Genomic DNA, 24,774 nt, shown 5'->3' on the forward strand with positions numbered 1-24,774 from the left:
GTCCGTCACAGGCCGCGTCCGGCACCGGTGTCAGACCGCGGGGCGCCCCGCGGCGCGCCCGGCCTCCAGGCGTGCGACGGGCACCCGGAACGGGGAGCAGGACACGTAGTCCAGGCCCACCTGGTGGAAGAAGTGCACCGAGGCGGGGTCGCCGCCGTGCTCGCCGCACACGCCGAGCTTGATGTCGGGCCGGGCCGCGCGGCCCTCCTCCACCGCGATGCGGATCAGGCGGCCCACGCCGTCCACGTCCAGGGACTCGAACGGCGACACCCCGAACACGCCCTTCTCCAGGTAGGCGGAGAAGAAGGAGGCCTCGACGTCGTCACGGGAGAAGCCCCACACGGTCTGGGTGAGGTCGTTGGTGCCGAACGAGAAGAACTCGGCGTTCTCCGCGATCTCACCGGCGGTCAGCGCCGCCCGCGGCAGCTCGATCATCGTGCCGATCGGGAAGTCGAGCTCGACTCCGTGCTCACGCTCCACCTCGCGCAGCACCCGCAGTGCGTCGTCGCGGATGATCTCCAGCTCCTGCACCGTGCCGACCAGCGGGATCATGATCTCGGGGCAGGGACGGCCACCCCCGGCGACCCGGTCGACCGCTGCCTCGGCGATGGCGCGCACCTGCATGGAGAACAGGCCGGGGACGACCAGGCCCAGGCGCACTCCGCGCAGGCCCAGCATCGGGTTCTGCTCGTGCAGCCTGTGCACCGCCTGGAGCACCCGCAGGTCGTTCTCGTGGCTCTCGCCGCGCGCCTCGGCGACCGCGACGCGCACCGAGAGCTCGGTGATGTCCGGCAGGAACTCGTGCAGCGGCGGGTCCAGCAGCCGCACCGTCACGGGCAGCCCGTCCATGGCCTCCAGGATGCCGCCGAAGTCCTCGCGCTGGAGGGGCAGCAGCTCCGCGAGCGCGTCGCGCTGCTCGTCCTCGGTGTCGGCGAGGATGAGCCGCTCCACCAGCTGGCGGCGGTCGCCGAGGAACATGTGCTCGGTCCGGCACAGGCCGATTCCCTGGGCGCCCATGCGGCGCGCGCGGGCGGCGTCCTCGGCGGTGTCCGCGTTGGCGCGCACCCGCATGCGGCGGGCGGCGTCGACGTAGTGCATGAGCCGGTCGACGGAGCGCACGAGGTCGTCGGCCCGGTCGGAGGCGGGGTCGATCTCGCCCTCGAAGTAGCGCACGACGGGCGAGTCCACGACGGGCACCTCGCCGAGGTACACCTCGCCGCTGGTGCCGTCGATGGAGATGACGTCGCCCTCCTCGACCACCTCGCCGCCGGGCGCGGTCAGGCGCCGGTTCTTGGTGTCCACGTCGATCTCCTCCGCGCCGCAGACACAGGTCTTGCCCATGCCCCGGGCGACGACGGCGGCGTGGGAGGTCTTGCCGCCGCGGCTGGTGAGGATGCCCTCGGCGGCGATCATGCCCTCCAGGTCGTCGGGGTTGGTCTCCCGGCGGCACAGGATCACCTTCTCGCCGCTGCGCGACCACTTGACGGCGGTGTAGGAGTCGAAGACGGCCTTGCCCACGGCGGCGCCGGGGGAGGCGTTCATGCCGCGGCCGATGCGGCGGATGCCGGCTCCGGCGACGGCGCCCTCGTCGAAGCGGGGGAACATCAGCTGGGCGAGCTGGTCCCCGGTGACGCGCTGCACGGCCTCGTCCAGGGTGATCATGCCCTGGTCGACCAGCTGGTCCGCGATGCGGAACGCGGCGGCGGCGGTGCGCTTGCCGACCCGGGTCTGGAGCATCCACAGCTTGCCGCGCTCGATCGTGAACTCGATGTCGCACAGGTCGCGGTAGTGGTTCTCCAGGGTGTCCATGATGCCCATCAGCTCGCCGTGGCTGCGGGCGTCGACCTTCTCCAGGTCCGCGAGGGGCACGGTGTTGCGGATGCCCGCCACCACGTCCTCCCCCTGGGCGTTCTGGAGGTAGTCGCCGTAGACGCCCGGCTGGCCGGAGGCGGGGTCGCGGGTGAAGGCGACGCCCGTGCCGGAGTCCATGCCGAGGTTGCCGAAGACCATGGCGCAGATGTTGACGGCGGTGCCGAGGTCGGCGGGGATGCGCTCCTGGCGGCGGTAGAGGACCGCGCGGGGGGCGTTCCAGGAGTCGAAAACCGCGTTGACGGCGAGGGTCATCTGCTCGCGGGGGTCGGCGGGGAAGGGCTGCCCCGTCTGCTCCAGCACGACGGCCTTGAAGCGGTCGACCAGCCCGCGGAAGTCGGCGGCGTCGAGGTCCAGGTCGTCGGTGACGCCCTTGGCGGCCTTGACCTCCTCGACGGCCTCCTCGAAGAGCTCGCCGTCGATGCCCTGGACGGTCTTGCCGAACATCTGGACGAGGCGGCGGTAGGAGTCCCAGGCGAAGCGCTCGTCCCCGCCCTGCGCGGCGAGGCCGACGACGGACTCGTCGTTGAGGCCGATGTTGAGGACGGTCTCCATCATGCCGGGCATGGAGAACCGCGCGCCCGAGCGCACGCTCACCAGGAGCGGGTCGTCGGCCTGGCCGAGGCGGCGTCCCATGGTCGCCTCCAGTTCGGCGAGGTTCGCCTCGACCTCGTCGTCCAGGCCGGCGGGGACGCTGCCGCGGGAGAGGTAGTGGCGGCACGCCTCGGTGGTGATCGTGAAGCCGGGGGGAACCGGGAGGCCGAGGTTGGTCATCTCGGCGAGGTTGGCCCCCTTGCCGCCGAGGAGATCCTTCAGGTCCTTGTTGCCCTCGGTGAACGTGTAGACGTACTTGGCCACGGGGGTTCTCCCTCGATTCTCGACGGCTCCGCGGTGGGCCGGCGCCTGTGCCCGGATGGGCGCGACTCTACCCACCCTCCGCATCATCACCCCTTCATGAACCACCATTTGTCGACAACTCCGCAGGTCAAGGACATTGAAGAGGTCTATACCAATGGTTCAGTCCGGGTACAGCGATTCCGTCCTCCCAGGTCAGAGGGAGGGGGTCCCGGCGCACACGACGCCGCTGGTCACGGGGATACGATCGCAGACTAACCCGTTTCGCCCCCCGCGCCCACCACCCCTGGGGCGCCCGCGACCAATCCCACGAGAAGCCCCACGCCGGAGGCCCCTGTGCCGCGCGACACAGGATTACCAATCAGTAACCTACGCAGCCGTAAGTTAGGCTGTGGAAGAGGCCCGCAGCGGCGCGGACCGCGGGACGGAGGGGAACAACGTGTCGGAGGAACAGGCGCGGAGCACCGGGTACGCGAGGACCGGCGGCGCCGGACCGGACGGAGCGGACGCCCGGCCCGAGGCGGGCGGCGGGAACCCGCAGGGGGACGCGTCCATGCCCGAGAGGGCCGTCGCGGCGGCCGGAGAGCTACTGGAGGCGGTCAAGCCCAGACTGCGCGGCTGGCTGCACCTGGGAACCGCGCCGATCGCCCTGGCGGCGGGCATCGTCCTGGTCGCGCTCTCCCCCACCGTGCCCGCACTGCTGGCCAGCGCCGTGTACGCGCTCAGCTCGGTGATGCTGTTCAGCACCTCGGCCGTCTACCACGTGGGCCGGTGGTCGCCGCGCGCACAGAAGGTCCTGCGGCGCATGGACCACTCGAACATCTACCTGATCATCGCGGGCACCTACACGCCGTTCATCGTCCTGGTCCTCGACGGGACCCTGCGCACGGCGATGCTGGCGCTGGTCTGGGGCGGGGCCATCGCCGGGGTCGGCTTCAAGCTGCTGTGGCTCAACGCCCCGCGCTGGCTGTCCACCGCCCTGTACCTGGCCATCGGCTGGGTGGCGGTGCTGTTCATCCCCGACCTGGTGCACGGCACCCACCCGGCGACGTGGATCCTCATCCTGGTCGGCGGGCTGCTGTACAGCATCGGAGCGGTCGTCTACGGGCTCAAGCGGCCCAACCCGGCACCGCGCTGGTTCGGCTTCCACGAGATCTTCCACTCGCTGACCATCGCGGCGTTCGTCTGCCACTACATCGCGGTGTCCTTCGTCGTGTACACCTCCGCCTGACGCTCCAGGACGGCACGGCCGGGGCGGCGCCACGCACCGGACCACCCCCTGCCGCGGGCCCGCTCGGGCGGGCGGACCGGACCGGACCACCGGAGGGTGGACCGGCGCCCGCCGGAGCGCATGCGCGTCGGTCGGACCCCATCCACGTCACGATTCGCTCACGCGGTAGGACAACCGGGGCGAAACACGCCTTTATCCCCGGTGGTCTGACGCTACGTTGAGAACCGGCGCCCCCGGCCGTGTGCGGCCGGAGGAACCGAAGAGGCGGCCGGAGACCACATCCCCCCGGGTCCGGCCGTCTCGCTGCTCTCCAGGACCTGTACGAACACTGACGCCCGCCTCCCCAGAGGGAGGCGGGCGTCAGTGTTTTCACGTGCTCGCAGGCTCGCAGCGGGGCTCGGCGCGCGAAGAGCCGGACTCTTCGTCGTCGCCCTCGCCTGCCGCTCGTCCCTCGCTCACGGCTCAGCTCCTCCTGCAGAACCCGGCGCGCCCCTCACGGAAACACGCACCCGCAGGCTCGCAGCGGTCAGCAGCCGGGCAGGCGCTCGAACAGGTAGGTCTCCACCCTGTCCAGGGACACCCGCTCCTGGGACATGGTGTCGCGCTCGCGCACGGTCACCGCGTTGTCCTCCAGGGTGTCGAAGTCCACCGTGACGCAGAACGGGGTGCCGATCTCGTCCTGGCGGCGGTAGCGGCGGCCGATCGCGCCGGCGTCGTCGAACTCCACGTTCCAGCGCTTGCGCAGGGCGGCGGCCAGGTCGCGGGCCTTCGGCGACAGGTCGGCGTTGCGCGACAGCGGCAGGACCGCGGCCTTGACCGGGGACAGGCGCGGGTCCAGGCGCATGACGGCGCGCTTCTCCAGCTTGCCCTTGGCGTTGGGCGCCTCGTCCACGTTGTACGCGTCCAGCATGAACGTGAGCACCGCCCGGTCGACACCGGCCGCGGGCTCGATGACGTAGGGGATGTAGCGCTCGTTGCTCTCCTGGTCGAAGTACGACAGGTCGACACCGGACGACTCGGCGTGCGTCTTCAGGTCGAAGTCGGTCCGGTTGGCGATGCCCTCCAGCTCGCCCCACTCGCTGCCCACGAAGTTGAAGCGGTACTCCACGTCCACCGTGCGGGTGGAGTAGTGGGAGAGCTTCTCCTTCGGGTGCTCGAACAGGCGCAGGTTGTCCTCGGCGATGCCCAGGTCGACGTACCACTGGAAACGGGTGTCGATCCAGTACTGGTGCCAGTCCGCGTCGGTGCCGGGCTTGACGAAGAACTCCATCTCCATCTGCTCGAACTCGCGGGTCCGGAAGATGAAGTTGCCGGGGGTGATCTCGTTGCGGAACGACTTGCCGATCTGGCCGATGCCGAAGGGAACCTTGCGGCGGGCGCTCTGCTCGACGTTCTTGTAGTTGATGAAGATGCCCTGGGCGGTCTCCGGGCGCAGGTACGCCAGGCCCTTCTCGTCCTGGACCGGGCCCAGGTAGGTGCGCAGGAGGCCGTTGAACATGCGGGGCTCGGTGAAGGAGGCCTTGGCGCCGCAGTTGGGGCAGGCGATGGCGGCGAGGCCGTCGGCGGGCTCGTGGCCGTGCTTCTCCTCGTAGGCCTCGACGAGGTGGTCCGCGCGGAAGCGCTTGTGGCAGGACTGGCACTCGGTGAGCGGGTCGACGAACGTCGACACGTGGCCGGAGGCCTCCCAGACCTCGCGGGCCAGGATGACGCTGGAGTCCAGGCCGACGATGTCCTCGCGCTCCTGGACCATCGAGCGCCACCACTGGCGCTTGACGTTGTTCTTCAGCTCAACGCCGAGGGGGCCGTAGTCCCAGGCGGCGCGCAGACCTCCGTAGATCTCACTGGAGGGGTAGACCAGACCTCGGCGCTTGGCGAGGTTGACCAGTGCGTCCATTGCCTCTGACTTGGCGGCCATGGGTGACTCTCCATCCGGCTGGCAGTCGGTGGATCGCGGTTCGCGATACATCGTCGTGTGGGAAGCGGTACGTGCGCCGAAACCAGGGAGTGGCACCGTCGGACGTCCGCGTCCACCCAGGCTAGAGCACCGGACAAGCCCTCGCACACGGTATTCGCTTCCGTACGGGGGCCGCCGCCTCAGGCGGGGGCGCCGCCCCCCGCGACGATCTCGTACGCGCTCGGTTCGTCGATGGCGCGGGACAGCAGCGGGACGGCGTTGACCTTGACGTCGAAGTCGGAGAGCGCCCGGCGGTAGAAGCCGGCGCCGTCCCACTCGGTGACCACGGTCCACAGGGCGGGGTCGTCCGCGGCACGGCCGATGCGGTGACCACGGAAACCGGGGCGGCGGGAGAGCGCCTGGACGGCGGCGTCGGCGTCGGCGCGGAAGGCGTCGAGGTCGGCCTCGGGCACGGAGTAGCGGGTGATGACGATCACCGCACCATTGTGTCCCACCCGGGGAGCGCCCGTGCTGCCGCGGACGGGGGTCCGCCGCCCGGAGTCACGCGGGAGCCCCGGCGGCCGTTCGGCCGCCGGGGCTCCGGGTCGCTGTCACCGCTCCCCCGGGTCAGCCCTCGCCGAAGACCCGGTCCACGACGCGCGCCGCGGCGCGGCCGTCGTCGAGCGGGCAGAACCGGTCGACGAACGACCTGTAGGACGGCTCGGCCCGGCGCGCCACCTCGTCGATGTCCAGGAGGGCTCCGATGACGTCGTCGGACTCGGTCAGCAGCGGGCCCGGCGCGGTCTCCTCGAAGTCGAAGTAGAACCCGCGCAGGTTGTCCCGGTAGCCCTCCAGGTCGTACGTGAAGAACAGCATCGGCCGGCCGGTGTTGGCGAAGTCGAACATCATGGAGGAGTAGTCCGTGATGAGCACGTCGGTGACCAGGAACAGCTCCATGATCTCCGGGTAGAGGGACACGTCGTGGACGAACCCCTCTCCCACGATCGGCACGCTGTCGACCACCCGGGGGTGGCGGCGCACCAGCAGCACGTGGTCATCGCCGAGCTTCTCGTACATCCGGCGCAGGTCCAGGTGCAGGTCGAGCTTGTGCTTGCCGCGCGTGTAGTACTTGTCGTCACGCCAGGTCGGCGCGTACAGCACCACCTTCTTGCCCTCGGGCAGGCCGAGGCGGCGGCGGGTGCGCTCCGCGATCGCCTCGCGGTCGGGCGAGAAGAAGATGTCGTTGCGCGGGTAGCCGGTCTCCAGGACCTCGCCGTCGAAGCGGAAGGCGCTGCGCAGGATCGGCGTCGCCCACGGGCTCGGCGAGACCAGGTAGTCCCACTGCCGGGTCTCCCAGGCGAGCTTGTCGAAGTAGTCGCGGGACTTGCCCCGGATGTTCTCGACGTCGAAGCCGATGCGCTTGAGCATCGAGCCGTGCCAGGTCTGCACGACGACCTGCTCGGGGTGCCGGTGGAACCAGGTGGGCTGGCGCGAGTTGGTCACCAGGTAGCGCGTGCGGGCCAGCGCCTCGTAGTACTCCCGGCCCCGGTGCCGGACGGGCGAGAGGTCGTCGGGCAGGCGCACCTGGCCGTCGGCCGCCAGCCACGACATGGGGTAGTCCGCCCACCGCTCGCGGCCGCGCAGCTCCGCGTAGATGCTCTGCGGGCTGTCGGAGTACTGGCGCCCGGTGTAGGTGTCGAACAGGATGCCGTCGGTGACCGGCTTCTCCCGCTCGGCCGGGTAGTACGTCTCCCGCAGCTCGCGCTGGGCGAAGCTGCCGCGCTCGACGGGGCGCAGGTCGCTGCCGACCTGGAGGACGGGGATGCCGCGCCCCTGGTAGGAGAGCTTGTAGGAGCGCTCGCTGGTCTGCATCTCCAGCGGCAGGCCCGTGATGAGCGTGTCGGAGAACTCCACGCCCACGTCCGTGGCGCCGGTCTCGACTCCCTCCGCCGCGCCCCGCACCCGCCCCCACAGCTGGTAGGTGCCCGCGGGCAGGGACAGGTCGCCGGACAGGGTGGGGATGTCCGCCGGGGAGAGCCTGGCCTCGAACCGCTTCCCGGAGCGCTCCACCCGCAGCCCGTGCTCCTCGTCGCGCCCCCGCGCCTTGACGACCAGGCGCAGGTCGGCGTCGGCGGGGAACTCCCCCTCCAGGAGGAGGGCGCGCCCCTCCCAGCGGGCCCCGTCGACGGAGGGCCGGGCATGGCCGGCGCGCAGCCTCAGGTAGCCGGTGGCGCCGCGCTGCACGACCAGCTCCTGGAGGGTGTCCTCGGTCGCGTAGGCGGTGGTGGCGACCTCCTCGGGCATGACCAGGGGGACGGCCTGCCGGTCGGGGGTGACCAGGTGGACGTCCCACTCCTCCTGGCGGATCACGCCGCCGCACTCGCTGACGCTGCGGTCGAAGAGCTCGTCGGCGCGCACCCGGGCGCTGAAGCGGCCCGCGTGCACGGAGACCGGGAGGGTGAGCACCGCGGTCCCCGGCCGCCGTGTCAGGCGCAGCTCGGTGGCCTCGGCGGCGGGCGCGGACAGCAGCTCGCCCTCCAGGTCCAGGTCGCCGGTGCGGGCGTCGAAGCGGTGGGAGGTGATCCGGGCGCGGGCCTGTTCGACCCCCACGACCAGCTGCCGGTCCTTGTTCCAGTGCGGACGGACCCACACGTCCTCGTCGACCTGGTGGTAGCCGGGGCGCTCGGGCGGCCCGGAGGCCGGGCTGGAGAGGTACTTGCGCCGGGTGATGCCGCGGTTGAGGACGACCAGCTCGATCTTCCAGTCCCCGGGCTCCCAGTTTCCGGAGGAGCGCAGCTTGCGCGGGTCGAGGATGACGCTGAAGCCGCCGTAGTCGTGGCGGGCGGCGTCGATGACGTCGGGGAGCTTGTACTCGGCGGCGAGCCGGGTGCGGACGGGCACGCGCACGCGGCGGTGGTCGGCGGTGTTGACGGCGAACGCGACCACGTGCTGCTGCCAGCGCCTGCGGGCCCGGAGGTGGCGGATGCCGACTCTGCCGCTGATGTGCAGGCGGCCGTCCTCCCAGCGGATCTCCTCGGTCTTCTGGCGGACCCGGATGTCCTCGTCGAGCCGGTACACCTCGCGGGGCACGGCACGGTTCGGGTCCTCGGACTCGAAGAAGGGGTAGCGGATGTAGTAGCCGAGGCCGCGCCTGACGACGGTGGCCTTCTTGATCTCCACGCTCTTGGCGAAGGTGGCCGCCTCCAGGACGTCGGCCACCCTCCGCTTGCGCACCAGGTGGTAGAGGAGGCGCGCGAGGACGTTGAGGCCGCGTAGCTGCTGCGCGGGGACGTGGTCCAGGTAGCCGTTGAGGAGGTCGACCGCGGTCTCGCGGACGTCGTCCTCGGCGTCCTCCAGGCGCAGGACCAGGTTGTGGAGCTCCCCGTTGAGGAGGGTGCGGTCCCACAGCTCGCGGTCGGCGGTGGTGAGGCTGGCCGCGAGGTCGCCCATGGCGGTGATGCGGCGGTTGAGGACCCCCTCCTCCAGCGGGAGCCGGACGCGCTCGCGCTCGCGCATGAGCAGGACGGGGCCGGGGAGCACGTCGACGGCGGAGGCCGCGAGGGCGGCTCTGCGCAGGCCCAGGTCGGCGTCCTCGGGGTGGAGCCCGTGGTCGGGCAGGGACTCCCAGAACCCCTTGCGCCAGAGCTTGTTGCCGAGTGTGGAGTCCGAGGCCAGGGCGGGGACGTTCCGGGGGTCCTCGGCCAGGCGGTGCTTGCCGCAGTAGCGCCGGTGGGCCCTGGAGGGGGAGGCCCCGAGCTCGTTGAACTTGTACACGTTACCGACGACCAGGTCGGATCGGCTGTCGGCGGCGCTCTTCACGAGGTAGGACAGGGCGTACCCGGTGAGGGCGTCGGAGCCCTCCAGGAAGAGCAGGTGGGTGCCGCCGGCCGCCTCGGCCCCGCGTGTGCGCGCGGTCGGCCGGTCGGGGGCGGGCTCGCCTCCCAGGAGGACGGCGGTGATGCCGGACGGCGGGGACGCGGCGAACGCGGCGGCCGTGGCGAGCCCGTCCTCACGGGCGGACTCGACGGCTTCGTCTCCCTGTTCGCCGTCCTCGGCCGGGACATCGGGGTCGGGGTCCTCCGCGGCGTCCTCGTCACCGTTGCCGTCCGTGTCCGCGTCGGCGGTGGGGGCTCCGGCGTCGGCGGTGCGGGGGCGGTCGCCGTTCGCGGCGCGGATCGGGACGAGGACGACCTCGATGTCCGTGTGCGGCTCGGAGGCCGCGGCCCCTTCCCTGTCGCCGCGGTGTTGGCGGCTCAGGGAGTCGAGGCAGTTCTGTAGGTGTGGCTCGGTGACGTCGAACGTCACGACGACAGTGGGTTCGGGCACGGAAGTTGACACCCTCCGGAGGGTTCGTTGCCGTGGGCAACGCGCGGGAACCGTCGGCGCGGGCCGCGTTTCTCAGACGACGAATAACAACTGAACGTAGGGGATGCATGACCATCGGTGTGCCGGACCCCGCACGACGGCGCGCCGCGCGGGTCGGGGGAGACGTGCGGCGGATGAGGCCGCGCCGGTGCCCGGCGGCGAGCCGGGGCCCTGCACTAGGGTCAGACACACAAGTATCACAGGCCCGGGAACCCGACGCCCACCGCCGCGGGGCGGGTGACCCCGGCGAACGGCCCCGACCCCCTCCCGGCGGCACGACCCAGAAGCGGATACGGACAGCATGGCCCCTCCTGAGCACGGTGACGAGAAGCGGCGTGGAGACGGGGACCTCCCCCTCCCCGGGGAGGGGGCCCCGTCCGCCCCCGGCCCGGGGAGGACTGGCGGCGCCGGGCGGCTGCGGCGGTCGGTGGAGGAGCGCAGCGCGGTGCCGCTGGTGTGGTTGCACCAGCGTCCTCGCTGGCTGGCGCCGCTGGTGCTGGGCGCACTGTTCATCGCGGGCCTGGCGGCGCCCGGCTTCGTGGGGGCGGCCTGCCTGCTCCTGGTGGCGGCGTTCTTCGTGTGGCTGGCGTTCCTGACCTGGCCCTCCCTGACCGGGCAGCAGAAGGTGCCGCGCGTGCTCATGGTGGGGGTCGTGCTGGTCCTGGCCGTGGCGCGGACCCAGGGATTCTGACCCCCGATCCGCCCTCGACAACATCCCTGTCACGTTTTGACAATCATTTTCGTTTTCGTCATAATGAGTAGGTGTCTGCCCAGTTCACGGACGTCGGAAGCGACGTACCGCCCGCCTTCCACATCGTCGAGGCCCGTGTCGCCTACGACGGCGTACGCGTGCTCGACGGTGTGAGCATCGACATACCCGTCGGCCAGACGATGGCGGTCCTGGGCCCCAACGGCTCCGGCAAGTCGACGCTGATGCGGGCGATGCTGGGCATCGTCCCCCTCACGTCCGGGCAGGTCCTCGTGCACGGCGCCCCGCTCCGGCGCTTCCGGGCCTGGCGCCGGATCGGCTACGTGCCCCAGCGGCTCACCGCCGGGGGCGCCGTCCCCGCCACCGTCCGCGAGATCGTCGCCTCAGGCCAGGTCGCCTCGCGCCGCCGCCTGTCCCTCACCACCCGGGCCGACCGGACCGCGGTCGAGGAGGCCCTGGAGACCGTCGGGCTGGCGGACCGCGCCCGCTCCTCGGTGCGCGAACTCTCCGGCGGCCAGCAGCAGCGCGTCCTCATCGCCCGCGCCCTCGCCGGGCGCCCCGACACCTTCGTCATGGACGAGCCCATGGCCGGCGTGGACGCCGAGAACCAGCGCGCGCTCGCCGACACCATCGCCCGCCTGCGCGACCGCGGCTCCACCGTGGTGCTGGTCCTGCACGAGCTGGGCCCGTTGGAGGACGTGATCGAGCGCGCCGTGGTCCTGGAGTCGGGCCGCGTCGCGCACGACGGCCTGGCGCCCGAGCCCACGGGCGAGTGCGCCCGCCCCGGCCACGAGCACCAGCACCCCCACCCCGACCCCAACGACCCCGCGAGGGCGGCCTCCGACACCGCCCCCACCAACCTGATCCGACTCGAGGTCCCCGGCCGTGACTGAACTGCTCCAGTACGAGTTCATGCGGCGGGCCCTGATCGCCGCCGTGCTGGTCGGCCTCGTCGCCCCGATCATCGGCACCTACCTCGTCCAGCGCCGCCTCGCCCTGCTGGGCGACGGCATCGGCCACGTGGCGCTGACCGGTGTCGCGCTGGGCCTGCTCACCAGCACCTCCCCCGTGCTCACCGCCGCCGTCGTGGCGACGGCGGGCGCCGTTCTCATCGAGATCGTGCGCGTGCGCACCCGCACCAGCGGCGACGTGGCCCTGGCCCTGCTGTTCTACGGCGGCATCGCCGGCGGCGTGCTGCTCATCGGCCTCACCCCGGGGGCGAGCAACGCCACCCTGGTCTCCTACCTGTTCGGCTCGGTCAGCACCGTGGAGGAGGCCGACCTGTGGGTCGTCGGCGTGCTCGCCGCGGGCGTGGTCGGCGTGGTCGCGGTGTTCGGCCGCGAACTGTTCGTCCTGTGCCAGGACGAGGAGGTGGCGCGGGCCCACGGGCTCCCGGTGCGCTTCCTGAGCGTGCTGCTGGCGGTGACCGCCGCCCTGACCGTGGTGATCGCGATGCGGGTGGTGGGGGTGCTCATGGTGAGCGCCCTGATGATCGTCCCGGTGGCCGCTGCGCAGCAGATGACCAGGAGCTTCCGGGTGACCATGCTGCTGGCCGTGGCGATCGGGCTGGTGTCCTCGCTGGGCGGGCTGACCACGTCGTTCTACGCCGACCTCTCGCCCGGCTCGACGATCGTCCTGCTGGCCCTCGCCGTCTACTGCGTCGCGGTGGCGGTGGGCGGCGTGCTGCGCCGCGCCTCCGGCGCGCGGACACCGGAGACCCGCCAGCCCGGGATGGGCGATCCGGCCGATACGATGCCCCAGACTGATCGGGGGAGGGTGAAACCATGAGTACACGACGCGACGCGGTCCGCCAGGCGCTGACCGAGTCCTCCGGCTTCCGCAGCGCCCAGGACCTCTACGCCGACCTGCGCGCCGACGGCTCCAAGATCGGGTTGACCACCGTCTACCGCGCGTTGCAGGCGCTGAGCGACTCCGGTCAGGTCGACGTCCTGCGGACCGACGAGGGCGAGGCCGTCTACCGGGCGTGCGACACCGAGAGCCACCACCACCACCTGGTCTGCCGGGTGTGTTCGACCGCCGTGGAGATCGAGGGCCCCGCGGTGGAGAAGTGGGCGGTCGAGATGGGCGCCAAGCACGGCTTCACCGGTGTGACGCACACCCTCGAGGTCTTCGGCACCTGCGCCCGCTGCTCCTGAGCCGGACTCCGGGCGGCCTCGGCCGTCCGGCTCCGTGCCGGCCTCCTGTGCGCTCCGACCGCTCCGCCCCGGCCGTGGTGTCGGATGATCCCACACGATGGTGCGGACACCGCCCGCGCGGAGACCGCCCCACCGGCGCCACCGGGGGGCGGCCCCCGGGAGGCCGCCGCACGGGGCCTCCCCGGCGCGGGCCGGGAGCCGGCCCCGGTGCCCTCCGACGGATCGCGTCGACGGGCGGGGCCGTGGCGCCCGTCAGTCCCGACGGGCGCGCAGGGGCTCCAGGCTGGGGCGCTTGGCGCTCACGTTGTCACCGGAGGAGCGGCCGGTGAGCCGCCGGTGGATCCACGGCACCAGGAACTCGCGGGCCCAGTGCAGGTCCTCCTGACGGGCGGTCCGCCAGTCGCGCGGCTCGGCGGGCGGCCACGGCTCGTTCCACTCCCCGCCCGCTCGCACGCCCAGGACCTCGCACACGCGCAGGGCGAGGCGGCGGTGGCCCTCCGGGGACAGGTGCAGGCGGTCCCAGTTCCAGGCGCGGGCGTCGTCGAGGACCCGCATGCTCCACACGTCCACCACGTCGCACCCGTAGCGGTCCGCGATGGCCCGCAGGTGCATGTTGTAGGTGGCGACCTTGCCGCGCATGTGGCGCATGACCGGCTGCCAGTTGGTGTCGAAACCGGTGAAGATGACGATGCGCGCGCCGGTCCGGCTCAGCTCCTCGATCGCGCCCGCGAACGTGGCGGCCACCGTGTCGGGGTCCGTCCCGGGGCGGATGATGTCGTTGCCGCCCGCGCACAGGGTGATCAGGTCGGGCGAGAGTTCGACGGCGCGGGGTATCTGCTCGTCGATGATCTGGTGCATGACCTTGCCGCGCACGGCGAGGTTGGCGTAACGCACCTCGTCGACGTGGTCGGCGAGGTGCTCCGCCACCCGGTCGGCCCAGCCCCGGTAGCGGCCGTTGGGCACGCTGCCGCTGTCCGGGTAGGGGTCGCTCATGCCCTCGGTGAAGCTGTCACCGAGGGCTACGTAGGACAGGATGTCCCCGCTCGTCAGATCCTTCGTCCCAAAACCACTCATAGTGCACGATGATCCAACTCCACCCCGTGGTTACGCGACAGTAGGTTGCCGTTCGCGCACGTTTTGGGTGGGAGGTCACACCACGGGAGGGGCGGTGACGGGGCCCGCGGGTCAGCGGTCCTTCGTGACCGGGGTCAGCTCCGGGCGCTTGGCCGTGAGCGCGTCCCCGGACGAGCGCCCGGTCAGGCGGCGTCCGATCCACGGCCCGAGCGAGTCCTTCACCCAGGCCAGGTCGTCGCGTCGGGCCCGGCTCCAGGGCACCTGCTCCTGCTCGGGCCACGGCTCGTCCCAGCGCTCGGCGACCGGCACGTCCAGCACCCCGGCCACGCGCAGCGCGAGGCGGCGGTGGCCCTCCGAGGACATGTGCAGCCGGTCCTCGTCCCACGCGCGGGAGTCGGTGAGCACGTCCATCGACCACTGGTCGACCAGGAAGCAGCCGTACTTGTCGGCGATCGCGCGCACGTTCATGTAGTAGCGGGCGAACAGGCCGATGGTGCCGCGCATGTAGCCGGTGCCGATGTTCACCCCCGTGAACAGCACGACCTGGCTCCCGGCCGCGCGCAGGCGGCCCACCGTGTGGTCCAGGATGCGGGCCATCCGCTCGGGGTCTCCGCCGGGGCGCAGCAGGTCGTTGCCGCCGGCGCTGAGCGTCACCAGGTCCGGTGCCATCTCCAGGACGGGCGGGACCTGGTCGGTGACGATCTGGCGCATCAGCTTGCCGCGCACCGCGAGGTTCGCGTACCCGATCTCGCCCACGTGGTCGGCGAGGTGTTCGGCCAGCCGGTCGGCCCAGCCGCGGAACGACCCTCCGTCCGGGTACGGGTCCCCCACCCCCTCGGTGAAGCTGTCCCCCACCGAGACGAGCGACATGCCCTGCCTGATCAGGGGTCCGTCGGATTCCGCCATCACTTCTCCTCCCCAGCCACCGCGTTGGGCAGGGCTCCGCCGTAGCGGCGGTCCCTGCTCGCATAGATCTCACAGGCCCGCCACAGGTCGCGGCGGTCGAAGTCGGGCCAGAGCGTGTCCAGGAACACGAACTCGGCGTAGGCGGACTGCCAGAGGAGGAAGTTGGACAGCCGCTGCTCCCCGGAGGAGCGCACGAAGAGGTCGACGGGGGGGACGTCCGGGGCGTAGAGGTACTTGGCGAGGGTGTCCTCGGTGATCTTGTCCGGTGAGAGCCGCCCCTGTGCGGCCTCGCGGGCCATCGCCCGGGCCGCGTCGACGATCTCCGCCTGTCCGCCGTAGTTCACACAGAACTGGAGGGTGAGCCCGGTGTTGTCCTTGGTCATCTCCTCCGCGTCGCGGAGCTCGCTGATGACGCTCTTCCAGAGCCGTCCGGCGCGCCCCGCCCACTTGACCCGGACCCCGCGCGCGTGCAGCTCGTCGCGCCGGTTGCGGATGGTGTCGCGGTTGAATCCCAGCAGGAAGCGGACCTCGTCGGGCGACCGCTTCCAGTTCTCGGTGGAGAAGGCGTAGGCGGACAGGTGGGAGACGCCCATCTCCAGGGCGCCCTCGATCACGTCGAAGAGGGAGGACTCCCCCGCCTTGTGCCCCTCCGTGCGCGGCAGTCCGCGTTCCTTGGCCCAGCGGCCGTTGCCGTCCATGACGACGGCCACGTGCCGGGGCACGAGGGCGGCGGGCAGCTCGGGGGGCCGCGCTCCGCTGGGGTGCGGGACGGGCGCGGCGTACTCCCGGCGTTTACCGGTGTCGAAGTTGAACAGACTCAAGAACGCTCCACATGGCGCAGTGATCGGATTCCGTTTTCCAGGTGCCACTGCAGGTAGGCCGCGACCAACCCGCTGCACTCGGAGCGGTGCCTGCCCTCGCTGGCGTCCGCGCTCTCCCAGTCCCCTCCGAGCAGGGCCGACATCAGCCGGAGCGTGTCGGGGGACGGGTGCACGGAACCGTGGGGACGGCACACCGAGCAGACCATACCGCCGGCGTGGACCGCGAAGGCGCGCTGCTCCCCCCGGCTGCCGCAGCGGGCGCACTCGCCGAGGGCCGGAGCGTACCCGGCGACGGCGAGCGAGCGGAGCAGGTACGCGTCCAGGACCAGCCGGGAGTCGTGGCTGCCCTCACCCAGGGTACGCAGTGCGCCGATGAGCAGAAGGAACTGGCGCAGCGCCGGGTCCTTCTCCACGGAGACGACCTTCTCCGCGGTCTCCAGCATCGCGGTGGCGGCGGTGTAGCGGGCGTAGTCGGACACGACCGCCTCGCCGTAGGAGCGCACGGTCTCGGCCTGGGTGATGACGTCCAGGGTGCGGCCCGTGTGCAGTTGCAGGTCGACGTGGGTGCAGGGTTCCAGGCGGGCGCCGAAGCGGGACTTGGTGCGACGGACCCCCTTGCCGACGGCGCGGACCAGACCGGTGCGCCGGGTCAGGAGGGTGACGATGCGGTCGGCCTCGCCCAGTTTCTGGTTGCGCAGGACGACGCCCTCGTCGCGGTAGAGACTCACTCCCCCATTGTCGCGGATGCCACCGACCACCCATGCGGCCCACCCTGCCCGTACCGACCGTGACTTGACCTGCTTTATTACGTTTTGGATTCCCTTTTTGCTCACTTTGCTCTACTGTCACGCGCTAGGGCACTCCGCATCGGACCCGCCGCCCCCTCACCCGCGGCTTTCGGAACGCCCCGCGCGCTCGCGCGCGGCCCCCGACAGGGTTCACGCAGAACTCACGTGCCCGTGGGCACGGGCAGAACCGGCTGCGGGCAGGACGACCCCAAGCCGCGACGCGGACCCGAACCTGCGGAAGTGTCCGTCCGAATTCCCATCACGGAGGAGAGCGATATGGCGCGTGGTCGCCGAGGCAAGCGCCGTTCGAGCGCTCGCGAGCACCGCTCACAGAACGACGGGCGGCGCCGCCGCCCCGTACCCCTCGTGGTGACGCTGGCAGCGGTTCCGGTCGGCCTGACCCTGGCCGGCGCACTGCTGGTCACCGGGGCGGGCGAGCACCTGAACCCGTTCCGGAACACCGCGGACGGCTCCCAGGCGCCGGGGGAGATCGGTGACGCCGTCGCCGACGACTCCCTCGTGCCCGAGGCCTCCGTGGACGACGACTTCTTCGCCGCGCCCAGCGCGTCACCGCAGGACCGGCCGACGCCGTCCGGCGCGGGCGATCCCCGGAGCGCGGACGTGACGGCCTCCTCCGTCCCCGAGGACGCCGAGGAGGACGAGACCTCGTCCGGCGGCGGAGGCGGTGGTGGTGGCAGCGGAGACGACGGCGGCGGAGACCGCGGCGGCTCCGGCTCCTCCTCCGGTGGAGGGGTGACCGACCAGGTCGTGAGCCTGGTCAACAGTGAGCGCGCGTCCGCCGGGTGCAGCCCGCTGAAGGTGGACCCACAGCTCACCGCCGCCGCCCAGGAGCACAGCGAGGACATGGACCGGCGCGACTACATGAGCCACGAGTCCCCCGAGGGCGAGGGACCGGCCGACCGGGCCGACCGCCACGGCTACGACGCGTGGGGCGCGGAGAACGTCGCCAAGGGGCAGACGAGCGCCGCGCAGGTCATGGACGCCTGGATGAACAGCCAGGGCCACCGCGACAACATCCTCAACTGCGGGCTGGTCGCGATCGGCGTCGGCGAGTCCGGCGACGCCTGGACCCAGAAGTTCGGCTGGGAGTAGCTCTCCCCCGACAAGGCGGCGGGCCCCGCTCCGGAGCGCGGCCCGCCGCCTTGTGTCCGGATCCGCCGCCGGGTCCGCCGGACGACGCCGTCGTACACGCTGCCCGGAACGGTCCCGTCGCGAAACCCCTACCGTCGGCGCTTTTCCGCGTTCTACGCTGGCGGGGTGCCCCCTGTCACGCGACCCGCGACCTCCGACGACCTCGACGCCGTCCTGTCCCTGCTCGGTGAACTCGCCCCGGAGGACCGGCCCCTCGCGGCGGCTTCGGCCGCGCGGATCTGGGCGGAGATCACCGGGGATCCCGGGCGGACCCTGCTGGTCCACGAGCGCGGCGGGCTCGTCGCCGGGACGGTGGACTGCCTGGTGGTACCCGGCCCGGGCCGGGACGGGCGTCCGGTGATGTTCGTGGAGAACCTCCTGGTCGCGGAGCCGCACCGGCGCTCGGGGGCGGGTCGGTCCCTGATGCGGTCGGCGGAACTGCTCGCGGTCGAGGCCCGCTGCCACAGGATGCAGCTGCTGGCCGCCGACGACGCCTACGTGCACGCGTTCTACCGCTCGTGCGGCTTCGTGTCCTGCGCCGACGGGTTCCGCAAGCACGTCCCCGCCGGGCCCGTCGGAGCCTCCCTGTAACCTGGTCCGTCGCCGCGCCTACCCCGCGGTGTGACGGAGGGTCCCCCGATGCGTGAACTGAGTGAGCTGGTCGAGGTCGAGGATCCCGCCTGGCCCGTCCTGTCCGAGCACCTGGCCGCGAGTCCGACCCCGGTGCGTGTGCTGCCGGTCGACCCGGTGGCGGGCCGGACCTGCCTGCACCGGCTCCAGGTGACCGCCCGGTCCTTCCTGGGCGCGATGGCCCTGGAGTGCGGCGGGCTGGTGCTCGACGGCGGTTGGCTGCGCGTGCACGGCGGGGGCGGCCCCGACCTGCCGGGGCTCGGCGAGGTCAACGACCTGAGCGCGGCCGTGGTGTTCGGACCGCCGCTGCGGCTGGTCGTCGGGCACGACGTGCTGGGCGGGGTGTTCGCCCTGAACGGTCCGGGCTCCGAGGGTGCGGAGCACCCGGGCAGACCCGGGGAGATGGTGTACTTCGCCCCGGACTCCCTGGAGTGGGAGCCGATGGACACCACGTACTCCTCGTGGCTGCTGTGGATGCTGGCGGGCAACCTGGCGGGCTTCTACGAGGGATTGCGCTGGCCCGGCTGGCGCGAGGAGGTGGAGGGTCTGGACCTGGCCCTGGGGCTCGCCGTCCACCCCTTCCTGTGGACCGCGGAGCACACGGCCGCCCCGGCCTCGACCTCCCGCAGGGCGGTTCCGCTGAGCGAGCTGACCGGGTCGAACCGGGAGTTCTGCGCCACCCTGGGCCTGCCCGACCCCGGTCCTTTCGGACTTCTCTGACACACGGCTCCGGGCCCCGCGGTCGCGGGGCCCGGAGCACGCGGGCGGGAACGGGCCGGGGCCCGGAGCGCGCGCCACCGCGCCGCCCCGGACCCCGGACTCACCCGTGGCGGGCGTCCACGCGCCTCAGACGCGGGCGATGGCGCTGCACAGGGCCTTCAGCGAGGCCGTGGTGATGCTGCTGTGGATGCCGACGCCCCACACGACCCGGCCCTCGATCTCGGCCTCCACGTAGGCGGCGGCGCGGGCGTCGCCGTCCTCGCCCATGGAGTGCTCCACGTAGTCCATGACGCGGACCTTGACGTCCACGCCGGCCAGGGCGTCGCAGAACGCGGAGATGGGGCCGTTGCCGGTACCCGACAGCTCGCGGATCTCACCGTTGACGCGGGCGTCGGCGTCGATCCGGTAGGTGCCGTCACCGTCGGTGGAGGAGCGGTGGGCCAGGACCGCGACCGGGCCCTGGTCGGCCAGGTAGGTCGAGGAGAAGATCTCCCAGATGCGGTCTCCGACGAACTCGCCGCCCTCGGCGTCGGTGAACTTCTGGATGACCTGCGAGAACTCGATCTGCAGGCGGCGCGGCAGGTCCAGCGAGTGGTCCCGCTGCATGATGTAGGAGACGCCGCCCTTGCCGGACTGGCTGTTGACGCGGATGACCGCCTCGTAGTTGCGGCCGACGTCCTTGGGGTCGATGGGCAGGTAGGGCACGTCCCAGGTGTGCTCGTCCACCGGGGTCCCGGCGGCCTCGGCGGCGGCCTCCTGCGCGGTGAAGCCCTTCTTGATGGCGTCCTGGTGGGAGCCGGAGAAGGCGGTGTAGACCAGGTCGCCGCCGTAGGGGTGGCGGGGGGCGACCGGCAGCTGGGTGCAGTGCTCGACGGTGCGGCGGATCTCGTCGATGTCGGAGAAGTCGATCTGGGGGTCGACGCCCTGGCTGAACAGGTTCATGCCCAGGGTGACCAGGCAGACGTTGCCGGTGCGCTCGCCGTGCCCGAACAGGCAGCCCTCGACCCGGTCGGCTCCGGCCATGACCGCCAGCTCGGCGGAGGCGACGCCGGTGCCCCGGTCGTTGTGCGGGTGCACGGACAGGACGACGTGCTCGCGGCGCGACAGGCTGCGGCTCATCCACTCGATCTGGTCGGCGTAGACGTTGGGGGTGGAGCGCTCGACGGTGGCGGGCAGGTTCAGGATGATCTCGCGGCCCGGCCCGGGGTTCCACACGTCCATGACGGCCTCGCAGACCTCCAGGGCGAAGTCCGGCTCGGTGTCGATGAAGATCTCGGGCGAGTACTCGTAGCCGAAGTACTCGGTCTCGCCCAGGTACTGCTCGGCGAAGCGCATGACGTGCCGGGTGCCCTCGACGGCGATGTTCTTGCAGGCCTCGCGGTCGACGCGGAAGACGACGCGGCGGAAGGTCGGGGCGGTGGCGTTGTACAGGTGCACGGTGGCGCGCTTGGCGCCGACCAGGCTCTGGACGGTGCGCTCGATCAGGTCCTCGCGGGCCTGGGTCAGCACCGAGATCTGTACGTCGTCGGGGATCAGCCCGTCCTCGATCAGGGACCGGACGAAGTCGAAGTCGGTCTGGCTCGCGGAGGGGAAGCCGACCTCGATCTCCTTGTAGCCCATCTGGACCAGCAGCCGGAACATCTCGTGCTTGCGCGCGGGGTCCATGGGCTCGATCAGCGCCTGGTTGCCGTCACGCAGGTCGGTGGAGAGCCAGCGGGGCGCGGTGTCGATGGTCTTCGACGGCCAGGTGCGGTCCGGCAGGTCCACCGGAGCGAAGGGCTCGTAACGGTGGAAGGGCATGGGGCTGGTCTTCTGCTGCGGCACCATCGCGGTGTCTCCTCGGGTGGTTCAGGCGTGTGGTCTGGTCGACCAGGAGCAAGCCGAAGTCCCGCGGCGAGGGAGCCGACCGTCTAACGACCCCCGCCGCGGCCGCTAAGGAGGAGCAGCACGCGCAGCATAACGATGATCACGCTAGCAGACGGCCCGAGTTTCCCGGTACCCCGCGTCCGGATGATGGGATGCGAGTCACCCACCTGCGACGATGCACCGAACGGGAATGGGATGCCGACGGAGGGGCGGTCCGGGCGCCCACTACGTGTACCTCGACTTCGAGATATCGCGCAGAGGTCTGTACCATTTCCTGTGAACCCTTCAGTGCTAGGGGGGTTGTTCGAGTCCCGCCGACGGGACCCAGGGTGCGGCCAACACCCGAGGCCGCCACCGACCGCGCCGAGTACGCGTAAGCCGCGGTGGTGGTGAGACCGGTACCGTCGGCGGGATTTCTCGTGCCCGCACGCCCCGCCACGGCCGGTGCCGTGGCCACATCCGGCCACGGGGAGCCCCGCCCCCTGTGAGGGGGAAGCGGGCTTCACCTGCCCGAGGGGGCAAACAAGGCACGCCGCCACGCCGGTGACGGAAAGTGAGTCGCATTGACAGCATGTGTCGCCCTCTTCTGCAATGACGCCACGTATCCGCAGCCTCACCCCCGCTCTCCGGAGGCATCGTGGGAATCACCCCCGTCAGAAGAACCCTCGTCACCGCGGCCGTCGGCGCGCTCTTCCTCAGTGTCCTGGGCACGAGCGGCGCCACCGCCGAACCCGCCCACGACCTCTACGAGGTCCGCGGCGCGGTCACCGCGCAGGACCGCTCGGAGATCGCCGCCACCGGCGCCGCGCTCGACCACGTGGGCGAGGACACGCTCCTGGTCACCGCCACCCCCGACGACGTCGAGGCGATCAGCGCTCTCGGCTACGACGTCGAGGAGTTCGACTCCCCCGTCCCCCTCGCCGACCCCGACCCGGGCTACACCTCCTACGCGGAACTGGTCGGCGTCGTCGACGAGGTCGTGGCAGCACACCCCGACATCGCGGCGAAGTCCGTCATCGGACAGTCGCACGAGGGGCGCGACCTGGTCGCGGTCAAGATCAGCGACAACGTGGGGGTGGACGAGGACCAGCCCGAGGTGCTGTTCGTCCACGCCCAGCACGCGCGCGAACACCTGACCGTCGAGATGGCGGTCCACCTGATGCGGCTGCTCACGGACGGGTACGGCAGCGACCCTCGGGTCACCGACCTGGTCGACGGCCGCGAGATCTGGATCCTGCCCAACGTCAACCCGGACGGCAGCGAGTACGACATGGCGGGCAGCACCTGGAGGGACTGGCGCAAGAACCGCCAGCCCAATGAGGGCTCCGCCGCCCTGGGCACCGACCTCAACCGCAACTGGGCCTACGAGTGGGGCTGCTGCGGGGGCTCCTCGGGCAGCCCGAGCAGCATCACCTACCGGGGCCCGGCGCCCGAGTCCGCACCCGAGGTCCGGGTCGTCGCCGACTTCGTGCGCGGCCGGGTGGTCGGCGGCGAGCAGCAGATCACCACCGCCATCGACTTCCACACCTACAGCGAGCTCATCCTCTGGCCCTTCGGCCACACCTACGACGACGTCACGGACGGCATGTCCCAGGCGGAGTACGACACCCACGAGGCGCTCGGCGAGCACATGGCCGAGGCGAACGGCTACACCCCCCAGCAGTCCAGCGACCTGTACGTCACCGACGGGTCGATCAACGACTGGCTGTGGGGCGACCAGCGGATCGTCAACTTCACGTACGAGATGTATCCGCGCAGCGCGGCGGACGGCGGCTTCTACCCGCCCTCCTCGGTGATCGAACGGGAGACCGCCCGCAACGAGGAGGCCGTGCTGCGCCTGCTCGACTACGCGGACTGCCCGTACCGGATCATCGGCGAGGAGGCCGCGTACTGCGGCTGATCCGACGGACGCGGCCGGGCCCCGGGGGGTTCTCCCCCGGGGCCCCCGCCCGTCAGGCGCCCGGGACCGGCTCGAACTCCTTCACCGCGTCGATCGCGGGGCCGTGCGGCGTGTTCGCCTCGCGCTCGATCATGATCTCGACGAGCACCGGCCGCGAGGTGGACCGGGCCTCCTTGCGGGCCCACTCCAGGGCCTCGCGGATCTCCCCGGGTTCCAGGACCCGGCGTCCGGAGCAGCCGTACGCCTCCATGAGCTTGACGTTGTCGGTGCCGTACTCGTCGTAGTGGACGTCCACCTGGTAGTTCATGTCGAACGGGATGGACGCCTGTCGGATCAGGCCCAGGTACTCGTTGTTCAGCATGATGATGACGTAGGGGACGTCGTACTGGGCCGCGACGGCCAGTTCCTCGACCATGTACTGGAAGCCGTAGTCGCCGACGATGCCGACGACCTCGGCGTCGGGCTCGGTGGCCGCCAGCGCCTTCTTGACGCCGATGGCCGCGGGGATCTCCCAGCCGAGCGGGCCGGCCTGGCCGCAGATCTGGTAGTGCCGGGGCTTGTACGCCTTCTGGTGCTGGCCTCCCCAGATCTGGTAGAGGCCGATCGCGGTGACGAAGTAGGTGTCCTCGTCGAAGACCTCGTTGATCTCCTTGTAGACGCGCGGCGCCTTGACCGGGACGGTGTCGAAGTCCTCGCGGCGCGTCAGGGTGCTCTTGAGCTCGCCGACCCGGTCGATCCACGGGCCGACCTCGGCCCTGGCGTCCCGGCGCCTGGCCGCGGCCAGCAGCTCGCGGAGGAACAGCCGCGCGTCGGAGACAACGCCCAGGTCGGGCTCGAAGACCCGTCCGATCTGGGTCGCCTCGATGTCCACGTGGACGAACTTCCGCTCGCCCCGGTAGACGTCGATCCGGCCCGTGTGGCGGTCGGCGAACCGCGCGCCCACCGCCAGGACCAGGTCCGACTCCAGGAAGGAGGCGTTGCCGTAGCGCTGGGAGGTCTGCACACCGGTCATACCGGAGTACAGGGGCGAGTCCTCGTCGAACGAGCCCTTGCCCATGAGGGTGACCTGCACGGGCACCCGCAGGTACTCGGCGAGTTCGCGCAGGTCCGCGGAGGCCTCGGCCAGGATCACTCCGCCCCCGGCGAGGATCAGCGGGCGCTCGGCCGCCAGCAGCAGGTCCAGCGCGCGCTCCACGCGGGGCAGGTGGGGCTCGACCGTGTTGACCTTCAGCGGGGCGTCGATGGCGGGGTCGTAGTCGATCAGCTTCTGCGCGACGTCCACCGGGATGTCGATCAGGACGGGCCCGGGGCGGCCCTCCCTCGCGATCCGGAACGCCTCGCGGAAGATCCACGGGGCGGTGGCGGCCTCCTTGATCTGGACGGCCCACTTGGTGACGGGCTTGGCGATCTCGACGATGTCGACCGCCTGGAAGCCCTCCTTGTCCAGGAGGTCCGTGCGCTGCTGGCCGGTGATGCACACGATCGGGACGGAGTCCGCGATGGCCGTGTACAGGCCGGTGATCATGTTGGTGCCGGCGGGACCGGAGGTGCCGATGGCCACACCGACCCTGCCGGTGGTCCGCGACCAGCCGTCGGCCATGTGGGTGGCGCCCTCCTCGTGGCGGACGGTGAGGTGCTCGATCCCGCCCACCTCCTCCATCGCCTTGTAGAGCGGGAGGATCGCGGCGCCGGGGCAGCCGAAGGCGGTGTCGACGCCCTCGTCCTTGAGGACCTCCACGACGGCGTTCATCACGGGCATCTGTGCCATGACGGGTGAACCCTTCAGTGCTAGGGGTGCTGGGGTGGTCGGTTCCGCCGCGGTGTCCCGGGTGCGGCCA

19 protein-coding genes are annotated in these 24,774 nt (G+C 71.5%); 9 read left to right on the forward strand and 10 right to left on the reverse strand.

Going from position 1 to position 24,774, the window contains the following annotated elements; all coding sequences use genetic code 11:
- Positions 1-30 precede the first annotated feature (30 nt).
- Positions 31-2,727: a pyruvate, phosphate dikinase gene (gene ppdK / locus Q8791_RS00005; RefSeq protein WP_330089442.1), complete on the reverse strand. Its 2,697-nt coding sequence runs from the start codon at positions 2,725-2,727 to the stop codon at positions 31-33.
- A gap of 550 nt (positions 2,728-3,277) precedes the next feature.
- Here ppdK and trhA point away from each other — a divergent pair.
- Positions 3,278-3,955 (forward strand): PAQR family membrane homeostasis protein TrhA, encoded by a 678-nt coding sequence (gene trhA / locus Q8791_RS00010; protein WP_330089776.1) that lies wholly within the window; start codon positions 3,278-3,280, stop codon positions 3,953-3,955.
- A gap of 526 nt (positions 3,956-4,481) precedes the next feature.
- Here trhA and Q8791_RS00015 read toward each other — a convergent pair.
- The 3 genes from Q8791_RS00015 to Q8791_RS00025 all read right to left on the reverse strand — a co-directional run bounded on the left by Q8791_RS00015 (position 4,482) and on the right by Q8791_RS00025 (position 10,175).
- A complete protein-coding gene (locus tag Q8791_RS00015; RefSeq protein ID WP_330089443.1) occupies positions 4,482-5,870 on the reverse strand; it encodes a glycine--tRNA ligase in 1,389 nt (462 codons plus the stop codon).
- A gap of 179 nt (positions 5,871-6,049) precedes the next feature.
- A complete protein-coding gene (locus Q8791_RS00020) occupies positions 6,050-6,346 on the reverse strand; it encodes an antibiotic biosynthesis monooxygenase family protein (RefSeq protein WP_330089444.1) in 297 nt (98 codons plus the stop codon).
- 130 nt (positions 6,347-6,476) lie between these two features.
- Entirely contained in the window at positions 6,477-10,175 is a 3,699-nt protein-coding gene (locus Q8791_RS00025; protein ID WP_330089445.1) for a CDP-glycerol glycerophosphotransferase family protein, read from the reverse strand.
- A gap of 340 nt (positions 10,176-10,515) precedes the next feature.
- Between Q8791_RS00025 and Q8791_RS00030 the strand changes: the two genes are divergently transcribed.
- The 4 genes from Q8791_RS00030 (at position 10,516) to Q8791_RS00045 (ending at position 13,079) form a co-directional block, all read left to right on the forward strand.
- Positions 10,516-10,905 (forward strand): DUF6703 family protein, encoded by a 390-nt coding sequence (locus Q8791_RS00030; protein WP_330089446.1) that lies wholly within the window; start codon positions 10,516-10,518, stop codon positions 10,903-10,905.
- A 71-nt stretch (positions 10,906-10,976) separates the two neighbouring features.
- A complete protein-coding gene (locus Q8791_RS00035) occupies positions 10,977-11,816 on the forward strand; it encodes a metal ABC transporter ATP-binding protein (RefSeq protein ID WP_330089447.1) in 840 nt (279 codons plus the stop codon).
- Complete coding sequence (locus Q8791_RS00040; RefSeq protein ID WP_330089448.1) at positions 11,809-12,711, forward strand: metal ABC transporter permease; 903 nt, start codon at positions 11,809-11,811, stop codon at positions 12,709-12,711. Before Q8791_RS00035 ends, Q8791_RS00040 begins: the two co-directional genes overlap by 8 nt.
- The gene (locus tag Q8791_RS00045; protein WP_330089449.1) at positions 12,708-13,079 is read left to right on the forward strand and encodes a Fur family transcriptional regulator; all 372 of its coding nucleotides are present in this window, start codon (positions 12,708-12,710) and stop codon (positions 13,077-13,079) included. The genes Q8791_RS00040 and Q8791_RS00045 overlap by 4 nt, the downstream gene beginning before the upstream one ends.
- A 252-nt stretch (positions 13,080-13,331) precedes the next feature.
- On the opposite strand, the gene Q8791_RS00050 is transcribed toward Q8791_RS00045, so the two are convergent.
- From Q8791_RS00050 to recO, 4 genes are all read right to left on the reverse strand, one after another.
- The gene (locus Q8791_RS00050) at positions 13,332-14,153 is read right to left on the reverse strand and encodes an SGNH/GDSL hydrolase family protein (RefSeq protein ID WP_330089450.1); all 822 of its coding nucleotides are present in this window, start codon (positions 14,151-14,153) and stop codon (positions 13,332-13,334) included.
- Between the two features lie 111 nt (positions 14,154-14,264).
- Positions 14,265-15,059, reverse strand: a complete 795-nt coding sequence (locus tag Q8791_RS00055) for an SGNH/GDSL hydrolase family protein (protein WP_330089451.1) — start codon at positions 15,057-15,059, stop codon at positions 14,265-14,267.
- Positions 15,059-15,880 carry an isoprenyl transferase gene (locus Q8791_RS00060; RefSeq protein WP_330089452.1) on the reverse strand — a complete coding sequence of 274 codons (822 nt, stop codon included), beginning with the start codon at positions 15,878-15,880 and terminating at the stop codon, positions 15,059-15,061. The genes Q8791_RS00055 and Q8791_RS00060 overlap by 1 nt, the downstream gene beginning before the upstream one ends.
- On the reverse strand, positions 15,877-16,608 hold the full coding sequence (gene recO / locus Q8791_RS00065) for a DNA repair protein RecO (protein ID WP_330089453.1): 732 nt from the start codon (positions 16,606-16,608) through the stop codon (positions 15,877-15,879). Before recO ends, Q8791_RS00060 begins: the two co-directional genes overlap by 4 nt.
- 336 nt (positions 16,609-16,944) lie before the next feature.
- Between recO and Q8791_RS00070 the strand changes: the two genes are divergently transcribed.
- The 3 genes from Q8791_RS00070 (at position 16,945) to Q8791_RS00080 (ending at position 19,170) form a co-directional block, all read left to right on the forward strand.
- Entirely contained in the window at positions 16,945-17,781 is an 837-nt protein-coding gene (locus tag Q8791_RS00070) for a CAP domain-containing protein (RefSeq protein WP_330089454.1), read from the forward strand.
- A gap of 165 nt (positions 17,782-17,946) precedes the next feature.
- Complete coding sequence (locus tag Q8791_RS00075; protein ID WP_330089455.1) at positions 17,947-18,411, forward strand: GNAT family N-acetyltransferase; 465 nt, start codon at positions 17,947-17,949, stop codon at positions 18,409-18,411.
- A gap of 48 nt (positions 18,412-18,459) precedes the next feature.
- On the forward strand, positions 18,460-19,170 hold the full coding sequence (locus tag Q8791_RS00080) for a DUF2625 family protein (protein WP_330089456.1): 711 nt from the start codon (positions 18,460-18,462) through the stop codon (positions 19,168-19,170).
- A gap of 126 nt (positions 19,171-19,296) precedes the next feature.
- Here the strand turns inward: Q8791_RS00080 and leuA are convergent, their stop codons facing one another.
- Complete coding sequence (gene leuA / locus Q8791_RS00085) at positions 19,297-20,997, reverse strand: 2-isopropylmalate synthase (RefSeq protein WP_330089457.1); 1,701 nt, start codon at positions 20,995-20,997, stop codon at positions 19,297-19,299.
- 676 nt (positions 20,998-21,673) lie between these two features.
- On the opposite strand from leuA, the gene Q8791_RS00090 reads away from it, so the two are divergent.
- Positions 21,674-22,936: a M14 family metallopeptidase gene (locus Q8791_RS00090; protein ID WP_407941932.1), complete on the forward strand. Its 1,263-nt coding sequence runs from the start codon at positions 21,674-21,676 to the stop codon at positions 22,934-22,936.
- 52 nt (positions 22,937-22,988) lie between these two features.
- Here the strand turns inward: Q8791_RS00090 and gcl are convergent, their stop codons facing one another.
- A complete protein-coding gene (gcl, locus tag Q8791_RS00095) occupies positions 22,989-24,704 on the reverse strand; it encodes a glyoxylate carboligase (RefSeq protein ID WP_330089458.1) in 1,716 nt (571 codons plus the stop codon).
- Between the last annotated feature and the right edge of the window lie 70 nt (positions 24,705-24,774).

The organism is Nocardiopsis codii, assembly GCF_036327455.1.
In the GTDB taxonomy this organism is placed as follows: domain Bacteria; phylum Actinomycetota; class Actinomycetes; order Streptosporangiales; family Streptosporangiaceae; genus Nocardiopsis; species Nocardiopsis codii.

Bases quoted from the DNA above. Each gene is read 5' to 3' on its own strand.
- trhA (WP_330089776.1), top strand. From the start codon at position 3,278: ATGCCCGAGAGGGCCGTCGCGGCGGCCGGAGAGCTACTGGAGGCGGTC.
- Q8791_RS00015 (WP_330089443.1), bottom strand. From the start codon at position 5,870: ATGGCCGCCAAGTCAGAGGCAATGGACGCACTGGTCAACCTCGCCAAG.
- Q8791_RS00030 (WP_330089446.1), top strand. From the start codon at position 10,516: ATGGCCCCTCCTGAGCACGGTGACGAGAAGCGGCGTGGAGACGGGGAC.
- Q8791_RS00045 (WP_330089449.1), top strand. From the start codon at position 12,708: ATGAGTACACGACGCGACGCGGTCCGCCAGGCGCTGACCGAGTCCTCC.
- Q8791_RS00050 (WP_330089450.1), bottom strand. From the start codon at position 14,153: ATGAGTGGTTTTGGGACGAAGGATCTGACGAGCGGGGACATCCTGTCC.
- Q8791_RS00055 (WP_330089451.1), bottom strand. From the start codon at position 15,059: ATGGCGGAATCCGACGGACCCCTGATCAGGCAGGGCATGTCGCTCGTC.
- Q8791_RS00070 (WP_330089454.1), top strand. From the start codon at position 16,945: ATGGCGCGTGGTCGCCGAGGCAAGCGCCGTTCGAGCGCTCGCGAGCAC.
- Q8791_RS00080 (WP_330089456.1), top strand. From the start codon at position 18,460: ATGCGTGAACTGAGTGAGCTGGTCGAGGTCGAGGATCCCGCCTGGCCC.
- leuA (WP_330089457.1), bottom strand. From the start codon at position 20,997: ATGGTGCCGCAGCAGAAGACCAGCCCCATGCCCTTCCACCGTTACGAG.
- gcl (WP_330089458.1), bottom strand. From the start codon at position 24,704: ATGGCACAGATGCCCGTGATGAACGCCGTCGTGGAGGTCCTCAAGGAC.